A 12,880-nucleotide genomic window follows, 5' to 3' on the forward strand; every position below is an offset into this window, starting at 1 on the left:
CATGGGACCTTTCCGGGGTTAGTGTCACAATGACGAGAACCGAAACCCCGAGGAGGGCTCATGATCCCTTCCGTTCTCACCGCCCCCGCCCCCGGATGGACGGCCGAGACCGACGTCGTCGTGGTCGGCTCCGGCATCGCGGGCCTGGTCACGGCGCTGCGCTGCCGGCCGCACGGGCGGGTGCTGCTGGTCACCAAGGCGCTGCTGGACGCCGGGTCGACCCGCTGGGCGCAGGGCGGGATCGCCGCCGCGCTCGCTCCCGACGACACCCCCGGGGAGCATCTGGCCGACACCCTCACCGCCGGGGTGGGCCTCTGTGACGAGGACGCCGTCCGCGCCCTCGTCACTGAAGGGCCGGACGCCGTCCGGGGGCTCATCGACCTCGGCACCGCGTTCGACCGCTCCAGCGGCGGCGGCATCGCGCTCACCCGCGAGGGCGGCCACCACCGGCGCCGCATCGCGCACGCGGGCGGCGACGCGACCGGCGCGGAGATCAGCCGGGCCCTGCTCGCCGCGCTCAAGGACTCCGGGGTCGAGGTCATCGAGCACGCCCTGGTCCTGGACCTGCTCAAGGACGCCGCGGGCCGCGCCACCGGGATCACCCTGCACGTCATGGGCGAGGGGCAGCCGGGCGGCGTCGGCGCCGTCCGGGCCCGCGCCGTCGTGCTCGCCACCGGCGGGCTCGGCCAGGTCTTCTCGGCCACGACCAACCCCGAGGTCTCGACGGGCGACGGCGTCGCGCTCGCGCTGCGCGCCGGCGCCGCCGTCACCGACCTGGAGTTCGTCCAGTTCCACCCGACGGTGCTGTGGCTCGGCGAGGGCGCGACGGGGCAGCAGCCGCTGATCTCCGAGGCGGTGCGCGGCGAGGGCGCGCACCTCGTCGACCACGCGGGCGTGCGCTTCATGGCCGGCCGCCACGAGCTCGCCGAGCTCGCGCCGCGCGACGTCGTCGCCAAGGGGATCATGAACCGGATGCGCGAGACCGGCGCGTCCCACATGCTCCTGGACGGACGGCACCTGGGCGCCGCGATGTGGGAGAACCGGTTCCCGACCATCCTCGCCGCGTGCAGGCATCACGGGATCGACCCGGTGACCGAGCCGGTGCCCGTCGTCCCGGCGGCCCATTACGCGAGCGGAGGCGTCCGTACAGACCTTTACGGGCGGACATCCGTGCCGAGACTGTACGCGTGCGGGGAAGTCGCCTGTACAGGCGTTCACGGCGCCAACAGGCTCGCCTCCAACTCCCTCTTGGAAGGGCTTGTGTTCGCCGGGCGCATAGCCCTCGCCCTCTCGGACGACCTGGCCGCGCTCCCCCCAGCGGCCGAGCCTTCCTCAGCTGGCCCATCTGTTGGCGGCGCGCGCGCGGACGGCCTGCTTGCACCGAGCGCGCGTGGGGACATTCAGCAGGTCATGACGTCCTACGTGGGAGTGCTACGGGGCGCGGAGGGGCTCGCCATGGCAGCGCGTGAACTGGCGAATATGCCAGCCCTCTCCGGGGACGTACAGCCGGGCGTCGAGGCATGGGAGGTCACCAACCTGCACACGGTCGCGTCCGCGATCGTGGCGGCCGCGCGGCGCCGGGAGGAGACCCGGGGAAGCCACTGGCGCGAGGACTTCCCCGAGCGCGCCGACACGTCCTGGCGCGGCCACCTCGTCACGCGCCTGGACGGCGACGCCCTCACCACGACCTACGAGCCCCGGCGGGCGGGCCGGGCGGAAGGAGACCGGGCATGACCGAGGAACTGGAGGAGGCGCTCAGGAGCGCGGGCCTCGATCCACAGGCTGTGGACGACCTCGTCCGGGCGGCGCTGGCCGAGGACGGCGAGGTGGACGTCACCAGCGAGCCGATCTTCACGCCCCGGGACACCTCGACCGGCGACTTCACCGCGCGCGAGACCGGGATCGTCGCGGGCGTCCCGGTCGCCTCGGCCGTGTTCGAGGTGCTGGGCGTCGCCTACGAGGCGAAGGTCGCCGACGGGGAGCGCGTCGTCCCCGGCCAGGTCCTCATCTCGGTCAGCGGACACACCAGAGCCGTCCTGCGGGCCGAGCGGACGGCCCTGAACCTGCTGACCCACCTTTCGGGTATCGCGACCGCCACGCGCCTCTGGGCGGACGCGATGGAGGGGACGAAAGCCAGGGTCCGTGACACTCGCAAGACCCTTCCGGGGTTGCGCGCTCTGCAGAAGTACGCCGTCCACTGCGGGGGCGGGGTCAACCACCGGATGGGCCTGCACGACTCCGCGCTCGTCAAGGACAACCACATCGCCGCCGCGGGCAGCGTCACCAAGGCGTACGACGCCATCCGCGCCGTCTACCCGTCCCTGCACGTCCAGGTCGAATGCGACACGCTCGCCCAGGTCGACGAGGCCCTCGCCGCCGGCGCCCGCTCGATCCTGCTCGACAACATGACTGACACCGAGATGTCAGAAGCGGTCCGTCTTGTGGCAGGCCGGGCGGAAGTCGAGGCCAGCGGTGGGCTTACCCTGGACAGGGCCCGAGACGTTGCCGTGACCGGCGTGGACTACGTTGCGGTCGGCGCGCTGACGCACTCGGCGCGCGTGCTCGACATCGGCCTTGACTTCTCCTGATCAGCGGGGACCTGATGCTGCTCACCATCGACGTCGGCAACACCCATACCGTCCTCGGCCTGTTCGAGGGCGAAGAGGTGATCGAGCACTGGAGGATCAACACCGATCCCCGGCGCACCGCCGACGAGATCGCGGTGGTCCTCCAGGGCCTGGTCCAGCAGAGCCCGCTGCTGGCCGAGACCGACATCAGCGGCATCGCACTGTGCTCCACCGTTCCGTCCGTCCTGCACGAGATGCGTGAGATGTGCCGCCGCTACTACGGCGACGTGTCCGCCGTGATCGTGGAGCCGGGCGTCAAGACCGGGGTGCCCGTGCGGATGGACAACCCCAAGGAGGTCGGGGCCGACCGGATCGTGAACGCGCTGGCCGCCGTCCACCTGCACGGCGGTCCCGCGATCGTGGTCGACTTCGGCACCGCCACCACGTTCGACGCCGTCTCCGCCAAGGGCGAGTACGTGGGCGGCGCGATCGCGCCCGGCATCGAGATCTCGATCGACGCGCTGTCCTCGCGCGGTGCCCAGCTCCACAAGATCGAGCTGGTCAGGCCGCGTAGCGTGGTCGCCAAGAACACCGTCGAGGCGCTGCAGTCGGGGATCATCTTCGGCTTCGCCGGGCAGGTCGACGGGATCGTCGAGCGGATGTCGGAGGAGCTGGCGGACGCGTCGGAGGAGGTCACGATCATCGCGACCGGCGGCCTCGCGCCGCTCGTCCTGGAGGAGTCCCGCAGCATCGACGTGTTCGAGCCGTGGCTCACCCTCGTCGGCCTCCGCCTCATCTACCAGCGCAACACCCCCTGAACCGCCCGGCCGGGCGGAGCCCCTGTCGCAGAACCATCCGCCCGCCCGGCCCAGGCCGCCCTGCCCCCTGCCACGGAACCGTCCGCCGCCCCCGCGCGGGCCCGTCAAGTCGTTCGCGGGGCATCGGGCGGGCTGGATAGCCTTGAGCCGTGAGTGACGAGACCAACGAGACCGCCTCCGCGGAGGGCTCCCCCTCCGGTCCCGGACGGGACGAGCTGCCCGAGCAGATGCGCGTCCGCAGGGAGAAGCTCGACCGCCTCCGCGAGAACGGCATCGACCCGTACCCGGTGAACTTCCCGCGCACGGCGACCATCGCCGAGGTCCGCGCGAAACACCCGGACCTGGAGCCGGGCACCGAGACGGGCGACAGGGTCGGCGTCACCGGTCGCGTCATGCTCATCCGCAACACCGGCAAGCTGTGCTTCGCCACCATCCGGGACGGCGGCGGCGAGATCCAGATCATGCTGTCGCTCGCCAACGTCGGCCAGGAGCAGCTCGACCTCTGGAAGCGCGAGGTGGACCTCGGCGACCACGTCGGCGTCGAAGGCGAGGTCATCACGTCCCGGCGCGGCGAGCTGTCCGTCATGGCGCACCGCTTCGCGATCACCTCCAAGTGCCTGCGGCCGCTGCCCGACAAGCACGCCGGGCTCACCGACCCCGAGGCGCGGGTGCGGCAGCGGTACGTCGACCTCATCGTCAACGACGAGGCGCGCAGGATGGCCCGGATCCGCAGCGCCACCGTGCGCGCGGTGCGGGACTTCTGGCACGAGGAGGGGTACCTGGAGGTCGAGACGCCGATGCTGCAGCCGATCCACGGCGGCGCGGCGGCACGTCCGTTCCAGACCCACATCAACGCCTACGGCATGGACCTCTACCTGCGCATCGCGATCGAGCTGTACCTCAAGCGGCTCGTCGTCGGCGGCATCGACAAGGTCTTCGAGATCAACCGGAACTTCCGGAACGAGGGCGCGGACTCCACGCACAACCCGGAGTTCACGATGCTGGAGGCGTACGGCACCTACCTCGACTACAACGACATGGCCGACCTGACGCAGCGGATGTACCAGAAGGCGGTCGTCGCCGCGCTGGACACCACCGTGGTCGTCCACGGCGACGTCGAGGTCGACCTCGGCCTTCCCGACTGGCCGCGCGTCCCCCTGTTCACCCTGGTCTCGGACGCGCTCGGCGAGGAGGTCACGCCGCACACGCCGATCGAGGCCGTCCGCAAGCTGGCCGACGCCCGCGACGTCTCCTGGGACCCCAAGTGGGGGCAGGGCAAGCTCGTCCAGGAGCTGTTCGAGGAGCTGGTCGAGCACACGCTCGTCCAGCCGACGTTCGTCATGGACTACCCCGTCGAGACGTCGCCGCTGACCCGCCAGCACCGCGAGGAGCCGCTGCTCACCGAGAAGTGGGACCTCATCGGCTTCGGAACGGAACTCGGCACCGCCTACTCCGAGTTGGTCGACCCGATCGAGCAGCGCCGCCGGCTCACCGAGCAGTCGCTGCTCGCGGCGGGCGGCGACGCCGAGGCCATGCAGCTGGACGAGGACTTCCTGCGCGCGCTGGAGTACGCCATGCCGCCCACCGGCGGCGTCGGCGCCGGCATCGACCGGATGATCATGGCGTTCACCGGCAAGGGCATCCGCGAGACGATCCTGTTCCCGCTGGTGAAGCCGGAGTGACGCGCGTACCTGCCGAGCGCGGCGAGCGCGGCGAGCGCCTACCGCCCGGTGGGCCGGGGGCGTCCCTCAGGACCGGAACGTGACCGGAAGGGACCGCAGGCCCCTCAGGACGAGGTTCTCGCGGTAGTCGAGCGGCTCGCCGGTGAGGGCCACGTCGCGCTCGAAAAGCTTCCTGAGCGCGATCTGGCCCTCCAGGCGGGCCAAGGGCGCCCCCAGGCAGTAGTGGATGCCGTGGCCGAACGAGAGATGCCGTGGCGTGTCGCGTCCGCCCGCGTAGCGGAGCAGGTCGAGACGGTCGGGATCCTCGAACGCCGCCGGGTCGCGGTTGGCGGCGCCCGTCAGCAGCAGGATCAGCCGCCCGCGCTCGATCGGCGTGCCGTCCAGCTCGGTGTCCCGCAGGGCGGCGCGGAGCGTGAGCTGCACGGGCGGGTCGTAGCGCAGCAGCTCCTCCACGGCCGCCGGGACGGCCTCGGGGCGGGCCCGGAACGCGGCGAGGCACTCCGGGTCGCGCAGGAGCGCCAGAGCGCCGTTCCCGATCAGGTTGACGGTCGTCTCGTGCCCCGCGACGAGCAGCAGCACGCACGTCGCGACCAGCTCGTCCTCCGACAGGACGTCGCCGCCCTCCGAGACGCCGACGAGCGCGCCGAGCAGATCGTCCCGCGGCTCGGCGCGCCGCTCCGCCGCCAGCGCCCGCACGTACTCGCCGAACTCCTCGCGGGCCCGGTCGCGCCGCGCGATCTCCTCGCCGGGCAGCAGGAAGTCGGGATCCAGACCGCGGGCGAGGCTGTCGGACCAGCCCTTGATCAGCCCGCGGTCGGACGCCGGGACGCCGAGCATCTCGCTGATCACGATGATCGGCAGCGGGTACGCGAGCGCCGCGATCAGGTCGACCGTCCCCGGCGCCCTTCCCGCGCCGGTCGCGCGGCTCTCGGCGGACGGGTCCGACGCGGCGTCCAGCAGCCCGTCGACCAGCGCCTCGATCCGCGGGCGCAGCCGCTCGACGAGCCGGGGGGTGAACGCCTTGCTCACGAGCCCGCGCAGCCGCGTGTGGCCGGGCGGGTCCATGAGCAGGAACGAGCGTTGACGCGGGGGGATCTCGCGCCACAGGCCGCCGTTCTCCGGCCGGTGCCCGAAGTCCGCCCCGCGCAGGACCCGCTCGCACAGCTCGTAGGAGGCGGTCACCCACAGGCCCACCGAGGTCCGCTGGAGGCGGCCGCCGGCCGCCAGTGCCCGGTAGCGCGGATAGGGGTCGGCCCGGAAGGCCGGATCGGACGGGTCGAACCCGAGTACCGCCGCCGCCTCGACCGCCGGTTCCGTCGCTTCCTCCATGGCCCTAGTGACCATGGTCCCGGACACCCTGTCAACCGCCGCTCCGCCATCCGGTCCCTCTAGGAGGGGGGTTCCGGTCAGGCGGTCAGGCGGACTCGCGGATCACCAGCTCCGGGGTGAGGACCACCTGGCGGTGCTGGTGCGACTTGCCCTCCCGGATCTCGGCCATGGCGAGCTCGGCGGCCTCCTCGCCCAGCTCACGTCGCGGCTGCCGGACGGTCGTGAGGGGCACGGCGGCGCTCGCGGCCAGCTCGATGTCGTCGTAGCCGATGACGGCGATGTCCTGCGGGACCCGCACGCCGAGCCGCGTCAGCTCGTTGATCACCCCGATGGCCAGCAGGTCGTTCGCGCAGAAGACACCGTCCGGCAGCGGGGACATCGCCATGATCCGCTGCGCCGCGAGCTGTCCCTCGGCCGGGCTCAGCGCGTCCTGAACGAGGGTGTTCGGCTTTCCGAAACCCGCCTCGACGAGTGTGCGCGCGGCGCCGTCGCGGCGCTCGACGCAGGACCGCGGCTCGGGCGCGCCGGTCACGAACGCCACCTGCTCGCGGCCGAGGCCGAGCAGGTGCGCGGCGGCGATCTCCCCTCCGGCGACATGGTCGACCTGCGCCGAGCACGCGTCCTGACCGCCCCGGTCGATGAGCACGACGCTGAGCCCGGCGGCGCGGAGCCGGGCGATGTCGCCGGAGTCCAGCCCGACGGGGATGATGAGCACCCCGGCGGCGCGCTGGTCCTCCAGCAGTTCCAGCGACCGGCGCTCCTTGGACGGGGAGTGGTCGCTGGAGAGCCAGAGCGCGTCGTGACCCGCCGCGTTGAGCGCCTGCTCCGCGCCGCGCACCACGTCGGTCGCATACGGGTTGGTGAGGTCCTCGACGACCACGCCGAAGGCGCGGCGCGGCTCGTCGCCGAACTCGCCCGCGGTGCGCTCGGGGCGCCGGCGGAGACGCCGGGCGGACTCGTTCCGGACGAATCCGAGCTCCTCGATCGCCGCGCGGACGCGGTCACGGGTAGCTTCGGCCACGAGATCTGGCCGGTTTAGGACATTCGAAACGGTCCCAACTGATACTCCCGCACGTCGTGCGACCTCACGAATACTGGTCTGTGGCAACTCGCTCCTCGTCCGCCCCGACATCTGTTTTCGCAGGTAGTGGAGTTTTCCTCGGTCGACCTCCGCTCCTTCGGTCACGCAAGGCGACCAAACGAACACAGATAGCATTTAACCAACGCTTGACGGGCCGGATCCGGCCGCCTAGCGTTCCGAGCCGAAGCGTAGCTTGAAACGATTCACGATCTTCGTCCGCGGCGAGATTTCGTGGGTCCACCCGAGAAGGGACGGTTCGGATGGCTGGCGATCATGATCCGTCCCCGGCAAGACGCACACCAAACGGCGGGGCCTCCCCACACCCTCGTGGGCTGGCCCGGACCTGGGAGCGCGTCTTCGTCCGGATGGCCAACGAGTGAATCGTCACCCGGAGTTCCCCCGCTCGACCCCGCAATCGGCCCATCGGCCACCTCCGGCCAAGCCCGCTCGACAGAAAAGGAACCCGATGATCTAAGTCCGGAAGGCTCCGGACCCGGCAACCCAACGCGTACAGATCGAGGCCCAACCCGTGCCTGTGCAGCGGACGGCTGCATCCCCGCGGTCATCAACCACGGACGAGGGAGGACGGAGTGGAACAGGCCACACTGCTGCGACGTGGCACCGACGATCTGCGGCTGAGCGAAGAGGAGATTCGGCTGCTCGCCCAGATCGCCAGTGGTGTCACCGCCGATGTGGCGGCACGCAAGCTTGAACTGAGCGCAAGGACCTTGCGCCGCCGGTTGCGGACGATCTGCGACCGGCTGGAGGTCAACACCCCTATCGAGGCCGTGGTGTGGGCGGCCCGAAGGCAGCTCATCTAGCACGCGTGCACGAAAGCGCCCGCCAGGGGACGGCGGGCGTCACCAAGGAGGACCCCCAAGGCCGCCAAGACCCGCGAACTCCGTCCGACCCCGCAGCGGCGGCGCCGGCGCTCTGACAGGTAGGTCCCTGCAGGAGGCGTCGCCGCGGACGTTGTTCCGTGCATCACCGTTTCACTGCACCACTTCCGCGCATCGCTGTTCTCGGTCAGCACTGCCGAGCAGCACCGTTTCAAGATCGTAGTTGTAGAGCGTGACCCGTTGCGGCGGTTCGGGCCCGGACCATGCCCGCCGCCCATACGGCAGCAAGTTCCGCACGACCGAGCACTCATGCACGACCGAGCACTCATGCACGACCCGAGTTCCTCCGTACGGCGGACTCGTCTTCGCAGCAGGCTGCCTCTGCATGGGCGCGCACCCATGCACGCACACATCTGTTCGTGTGTTCCGCGCAGCTCGCGGGTTGCGGATCGCGGGTTGCCGGGTTGCGGTCAGGCGACCCGGACTCCGCCGGCGAAGGGGCGTCCGGCGATGGGGGCGATCTTCACGACGTCGCCGGTGTGCGGGGCGTGGATCATCTTGCCGCCGCCCACGTACATCCCCATGTGGTGCAGATCGGAGTGGAAGAACACGAGGTCGCCCGGCTGGAGCTGGCTCTCGGGGACGTGCGTGCCTGCGTTGTACTGGCTGCCGGTGTAGTGCGGCAGGTTGATCCCGACCTGCTTGTAGGCCCACATCGTCAGGCCGGAGCAGTCGAACGTGGTCGGGCCGGCGGCGCCCCACACGTAAGGACGTCCGATCTTGGTCATCGCGTACCGCAGCGCCTGCGCGCCCTTGCCGGTGCCGATGACGGGGAGCTTGGCGAGCTGCGTGGGATCCCTCTTGACGAGCTTGCCGCGGACCTTCTCGTAGGTCTGCGTGACCTTCTTGCGCTGGGAGTCGAGATCCGCGCGGAGCTGGGACACCTGGCTCGCGCGCGCTTCGGCCGCCTTGCGCGCGCGCTGGGCGGCCTGCATGGCCTGCATCAGTCCGAGGACCTTCGAGCTGTCGCGCGTGGCGAAGTAGTTGAGCGTGGCGGCCTGGTCGAGGACGGCCTGCGGGTCCTGCGCGGCGACGAACGTGATCGTCGGGTCGGAGCCGCCTTGCATGTAGCTGGTGGCGGCGAGCGCGCCGACCTTCTCGCGGATGCCCTTGAGGGACTCCTCCTGCCGCCTGGCGTTGTCGGCGGCGACCTTCGCGGCCCGCTGCGACTGCTGGAGCTTGACCTTCAGGCCGTTGTACCGCTCGGTCATCTGCTCCAGCTGGTCGGCGAGCTTCAGCGCCTGGGACCTGAGCTCCTTCGTCGAGGGCTCGGGGTCGGCGTGCGCGGCCGCGACCGTGTGCGGGGCCATAGCGTGCGGTGCGACGGAGACGACGGCGAGCGCCCCCGTGACGGCGATCGACCGTCCCCGGAGACGTGCTGCGCGTCCCACCCGCGGACGTGCCGAGCGTGAAAAGGATGCAGGCCGCGACGGCTCCACCGGTTCTCCTCTCCTCGTCCGCCTACCGGGTTAGCTGACGGGTTCGGGCCGGAGCAGCCCGTCCGCGGGCACGCGCGGTCAGCCGCGCGCGGATGCGGATTCACCCCTTCCGGTGCCGGCCCCAGGACGGTTCCCGGGGCGCTCCGGGAGTGGGGTCCCCGGCTCCTCGTGGCCACTGGTTGCGGCCCGGGGACTCGGCGGTCCGGCCTCCGCAATGCGGCAGGCCGACATCAGCGCAGGACACTAACGGACGCGCGATTGGATGCCAACCAGAACATGCGAATTCCCTGGTCGTGGCGTAGTTTCTCCGTCGGCTGCCGGTCCCCGCGCACGTCGGCGGTGTGCTTCAGATCACTATCCGTCGCCGTTGTCCGTGAGGACTAGTTGTTTTTGGCTAGTCACTCGCGGTCGTCACCTCGGGTGGGGGCGGGGCCGACAACAAGTGAACGTCGGTCGTTCGATAGTGTCGCCTGTTTGTGGAAGTCGTGATCCGGCGTGCTCGTACCGCCGACGTGCAGGAGATCCGCAGGCTGGTCGACCTGTACGCCGCGTCGGGACGGCGCCTGCTCAAGAAGTCCACCGTCAAGCTGTACGAGGACGTGCAGGAGTTCTGGGTCGCCGAGGACATCCAGGGCGGGGCGTCCGGGGAGCCGGGGACGCTCGTCGGCTGCGGTGCCCTGCATGTGATGTGGGAGGACCTGGCCGAGGTCCGCTCCGTCGCCGTGGCCAGGGGATGCGGGGGACGTGGCATCGGGCATCGGATCGTCACGCGGCTTCTGGAAACGGCTCGGGAACTGGGCGTGCGGAGGGTGTTCTGCCTTACCTTCGAAGTGGAGTTCTTCGCGCGCCACGGCTTCCAGCCGATCCTCGGTACTCCGGTGGCGCCAGAGGTGTACGAGGAACTTCTCCGCTCGTACGACGAGGGCGTGGCAGAGTTCCTCGACCTCGACCGGGTCAAGCCGAATACGTTGGGCAACACCCGGATGTTGCTTCGCCTGGAGGACTGACCCCCGATGAGTGATTCCCACGACCGCGGACGGCCCTACCAGCCGCCACAGGGACAGGGTTCGTACGGACCGCCGCCTCCGTACCAAAATCCTCCACAGCGCCAGCAGCCGCAGGAGCAACGGCAGCAAGCCCGGCAGCAGCAGTGGCAGCAGCAGCCCCAGCAACAGCAGTGGCAACAGGACCAATGGCAACAGCAGTCGTACGAGCAGCAGTCGTACCAACGCCACGAACCGTCCTATGACGAGTACGGCGACTCCGGGAACGCCGCGGATCTGCCGCTGGCGCCCATCCACCGTCGCGCCGGGGCGCGCATCATCGACAACGCCCTTGTCGCGGTCTTCGGTTTCGCGCTCGTCCTCCCCGTCACGGTCGGCGCGTTCGGCCTCGGCAAGGCCGGCAGCAAGGCGGAGGACGAGGGGGGCATCTGGAACTGGCCCATCATCTTCACCCTGTTCTTCGTCCTGTCGGTGCTGCCGTTCATCTACGAGGCCGTCCAGCTGTCGATGTGGGGACGGACGCTAGGCAAGCGCGTGCTCGGCCTTGGCGTCGTCCAGGTGCGCCCGGCGGGCGCGGCGGTGACGACCACGCAGGCGGTGTGGCGCGCGGCCGTCACCCACGTCGCGTACCAGATCGGTGTGTTCTTCTTCCTCGTCCTCGCCGTGATGGTGTGGAGCTACGCCGCGTACGGAATGCTGCTCGTCTGGGCGGGCGGGCTGATGGCGTACCTGTGGGCGATCTGGGACCAGCCCTTGCACCAGGCCCTCCACGACCGCTTCTCGGGGACGATCGTCATCGACGAGCGGGTGGACGACTCCGAGTACAACGAGTACGCGGAGTAGAGCTGCGATGGCGGCCTCGCAGCGCCCCGGCGAGCCGTCCGAGGCGGGCCTCCCCGTCTCGGGCGAGGAACCTCTCGCTTTCGCCGGATCCGGCCATGCCGATCCCGGTCATCCAGGACTCGGCCTTGCCGAACCGGACAGTGCCGACCCGGACGACGCGAAAGCGGACGACCCCGGATCCGGCGTCGCCGATACGAACCTCGTCGATCCGAACGCCGTCGATCCGAACCTTGCCGATCCGGGCCAGCGGCTCCTCGCGCGTATCGTCGACACGCTCATCGTCGGCCTGCCCGTGATCATCATCATCCGCGAGCTGGTGACCGGACAGCGTGTGGACGTGGTGGCACCGCCCGCGGTCGCGGGTTGCCTCTTGCTATACGAGGCCGTCCAGTTGGCCGTCTGGGGCCGGACTCTGGGCAAGCGGTTCGCCGGTATAGAAGTGGTCGTGGCGCCCTCCCAGACGGGCACTGAGCCCGCGACAGGCCCACGGCGACGGGGACGGCTGGGAATCCTGCGGGCTACGGCACGGGCGGCGGTGTACGCCCTGCCGGTCGCGGCCCGTCCCGTGCCCATCCTCGGCCTCCTCGCAGGCTTTTTCTGGGTGGCGAACGCCGGGATGCTGTATGAGGGCACACGCCGCCAGGCCCTCCACGACAGGCTTGTCGGCACCGAGGTCAGGAAACGCCTGCCCGACGAGCTTCCGTCTGCCTGACCCCCCTTCCCGGCGCATCTTCCGCGCGGCTCCGTGTGCCCTCGGCAGCTTGCGCGGTCTCCGTCCGGCCCACGTGCCTCCATCCGCCCCCGCGCGCGCCCCGCGCGCCCCTGCGCGTGGCTCCGCCGCCCGCCCCAGGCCCCTGGGCGCTTCGTGCCATCTGCGTTCGGTGCTTGAGGTGACGTCGCTGTGTCCTCTTCCTAGGGCGGTGCTGGTGTCCTAAGGCTGCGCTATCGCGCTCGTTGTGGTGCCCTCTCGACGGTGCCCGCGACGCCGCGCTCCTGCTGGCAGTTTTGTTCTGCACCATCAGGACGACCGACTGCCGCGTCTATGGGCGGCTCTGCCGTTCCTTCCCAAGGGGCACATCTCCTTCACGGAGGTACAGGTGCGTCCTGTCCCGCAGCACCTGAGCGCTTCCCAGCTCGGCTTCCGGACGGGCTTCCAGACCGGCTTCCGTGTCGGCTTCCGGCTTGCCGCCCTGTGCCTTCACGCGAGCGTTAGAGCCG

11 protein-coding genes and 1 riboswitch are annotated in these 12,880 nt (G+C 70.5%); of the genes, 8 read left to right on the forward strand and 3 right to left on the reverse strand.

The window, feature by feature from the left end; all coding sequences use genetic code 11:
* Positions 1-60 precede the first annotated feature (60 nt).
* From AGRA3207_RS23445 to lysX, 4 genes are all read left to right on the forward strand, one after another.
* Positions 61-1,734, forward strand: coding sequence for an L-aspartate oxidase (locus AGRA3207_RS23445; protein WP_338028203.1), 1,674 nt, complete (start codon positions 61-63; stop codon positions 1,732-1,734).
* Positions 1,731-2,588 (forward strand): carboxylating nicotinate-nucleotide diphosphorylase, encoded by an 858-nt coding sequence (nadC, locus tag AGRA3207_RS40125; protein WP_338028204.1) that lies wholly within the window; start codon positions 1,731-1,733, stop codon positions 2,586-2,588. Before AGRA3207_RS23445 ends, nadC begins: the two co-directional genes overlap by 4 nt.
* A gap of 14 nt (positions 2,589-2,602) precedes the next feature.
* Positions 2,603-3,385, forward strand: coding sequence for a type III pantothenate kinase (locus AGRA3207_RS23450; protein WP_231329197.1), 783 nt, complete (start codon positions 2,603-2,605; stop codon positions 3,383-3,385).
* 227 nt (positions 3,386-3,612) lie between these two features.
* Positions 3,613-5,067: a bifunctional lysylphosphatidylglycerol synthetase/lysine--tRNA ligase LysX gene (gene lysX / locus AGRA3207_RS23455; protein ID WP_231336354.1), complete on the forward strand. Its 1,455-nt coding sequence runs from the start codon at positions 3,613-3,615 to the stop codon at positions 5,065-5,067.
* A gap of 66 nt (positions 5,068-5,133) precedes the next feature.
* Here lysX and AGRA3207_RS23460 read toward each other — a convergent pair whose 3' ends face one another.
* Positions 5,134-6,396, reverse strand: coding sequence for a cytochrome P450 (locus AGRA3207_RS23460; protein ID WP_231329198.1), 1,263 nt, complete (start codon positions 6,394-6,396; stop codon positions 5,134-5,136).
* Positions 6,397-6,481: 85 nt separating this feature from the next.
* Positions 6,482-7,612: a LacI family DNA-binding transcriptional regulator gene (locus AGRA3207_RS23465; RefSeq protein ID WP_338028205.1), complete on the reverse strand. Its 1,131-nt coding sequence runs from the start codon at positions 7,610-7,612 to the stop codon at positions 6,482-6,484.
* A 455-nt stretch (positions 7,613-8,067) separates the two neighbouring features.
* Between AGRA3207_RS23465 and AGRA3207_RS23470 the strand changes: the two genes are divergently transcribed.
* Positions 8,068-8,298, forward strand: a complete 231-nt coding sequence (locus tag AGRA3207_RS23470) for a LuxR C-terminal-related transcriptional regulator (RefSeq protein ID WP_231329199.1) — start codon at positions 8,068-8,070, stop codon at positions 8,296-8,298.
* 488 nt (positions 8,299-8,786) lie between these two features.
* Here AGRA3207_RS23470 and AGRA3207_RS23475 read toward each other — a convergent pair whose 3' ends face one another.
* Positions 8,787-9,767, reverse strand: coding sequence for a C40 family peptidase (locus AGRA3207_RS23475; protein ID WP_231329200.1), 981 nt, complete (start codon positions 9,765-9,767; stop codon positions 8,787-8,789).
* A gap of 51 nt (positions 9,768-9,818) precedes the next feature.
* Positions 9,819-9,966, reverse strand: a riboswitch (cyclic di-AMP (ydaO/yuaA leader).
* Positions 9,967-10,291: 325 nt separating this feature from the next.
* Here AGRA3207_RS23475 and AGRA3207_RS23480 point away from each other — a divergent pair.
* From AGRA3207_RS23480 to AGRA3207_RS23490, 3 genes are read left to right on the forward strand one after another with little or no spacing between them, the layout of a single operon-like run.
* Positions 10,292-10,822: an amino-acid N-acetyltransferase gene (locus AGRA3207_RS23480; protein ID WP_231329201.1), complete on the forward strand. Its 531-nt coding sequence runs from the start codon at positions 10,292-10,294 to the stop codon at positions 10,820-10,822.
* A gap of 6 nt (positions 10,823-10,828) precedes the next feature.
* A complete protein-coding gene (locus AGRA3207_RS23485; protein ID WP_231329202.1) occupies positions 10,829-11,662 on the forward strand; it encodes an RDD family protein in 834 nt (277 codons plus the stop codon).
* A gap of 7 nt (positions 11,663-11,669) precedes the next feature.
* Positions 11,670-12,374, forward strand: coding sequence for an RDD family protein (locus AGRA3207_RS23490; RefSeq protein WP_231329203.1), 705 nt, complete (start codon positions 11,670-11,672; stop codon positions 12,372-12,374).
* Positions 12,375-12,880: the final 506 nt, after the last annotated feature.

This window comes from Actinomadura graeca (assembly GCF_019175365.1).
Taxonomy (GTDB): domain Bacteria; phylum Actinomycetota; class Actinomycetes; order Streptosporangiales; family Streptosporangiaceae; genus Spirillospora; species Spirillospora graeca.

Coding starts and splice junctions, on each gene's coding strand:
- AGRA3207_RS23450 (WP_231329197.1), top strand. CDS start 2,603: ATGCTGCTCACCATCGACGTCGGCAACACCCATACCGTCCTCGGCCTG.
- AGRA3207_RS23445 (WP_338028203.1), top strand. CDS start 61: ATGATCCCTTCCGTTCTCACCGCCCCCGCCCCCGGATGGACGGCCGAG.
- AGRA3207_RS23465 (WP_338028205.1), bottom strand. CDS start 7,612: ATGCTATCTGTGTTCGTTTGGTCGCCTTGCGTGACCGAAGGAGCGGAG.
- AGRA3207_RS23485 (WP_231329202.1), top strand. CDS start 10,829: ATGAGTGATTCCCACGACCGCGGACGGCCCTACCAGCCGCCACAGGGA.
- AGRA3207_RS23460 (WP_231329198.1), bottom strand. CDS start 6,396: ATGGAGGAAGCGACGGAACCGGCGGTCGAGGCGGCGGCGGTACTCGGG.
- nadC (WP_338028204.1), top strand. CDS start 1,731: ATGACCGAGGAACTGGAGGAGGCGCTCAGGAGCGCGGGCCTCGATCCA.
- lysX (WP_231336354.1), top strand. CDS start 3,613: ATGCGCGTCCGCAGGGAGAAGCTCGACCGCCTCCGCGAGAACGGCATC.
- AGRA3207_RS23490 (WP_231329203.1), top strand. CDS start 11,670: ATGGCGGCCTCGCAGCGCCCCGGCGAGCCGTCCGAGGCGGGCCTCCCC.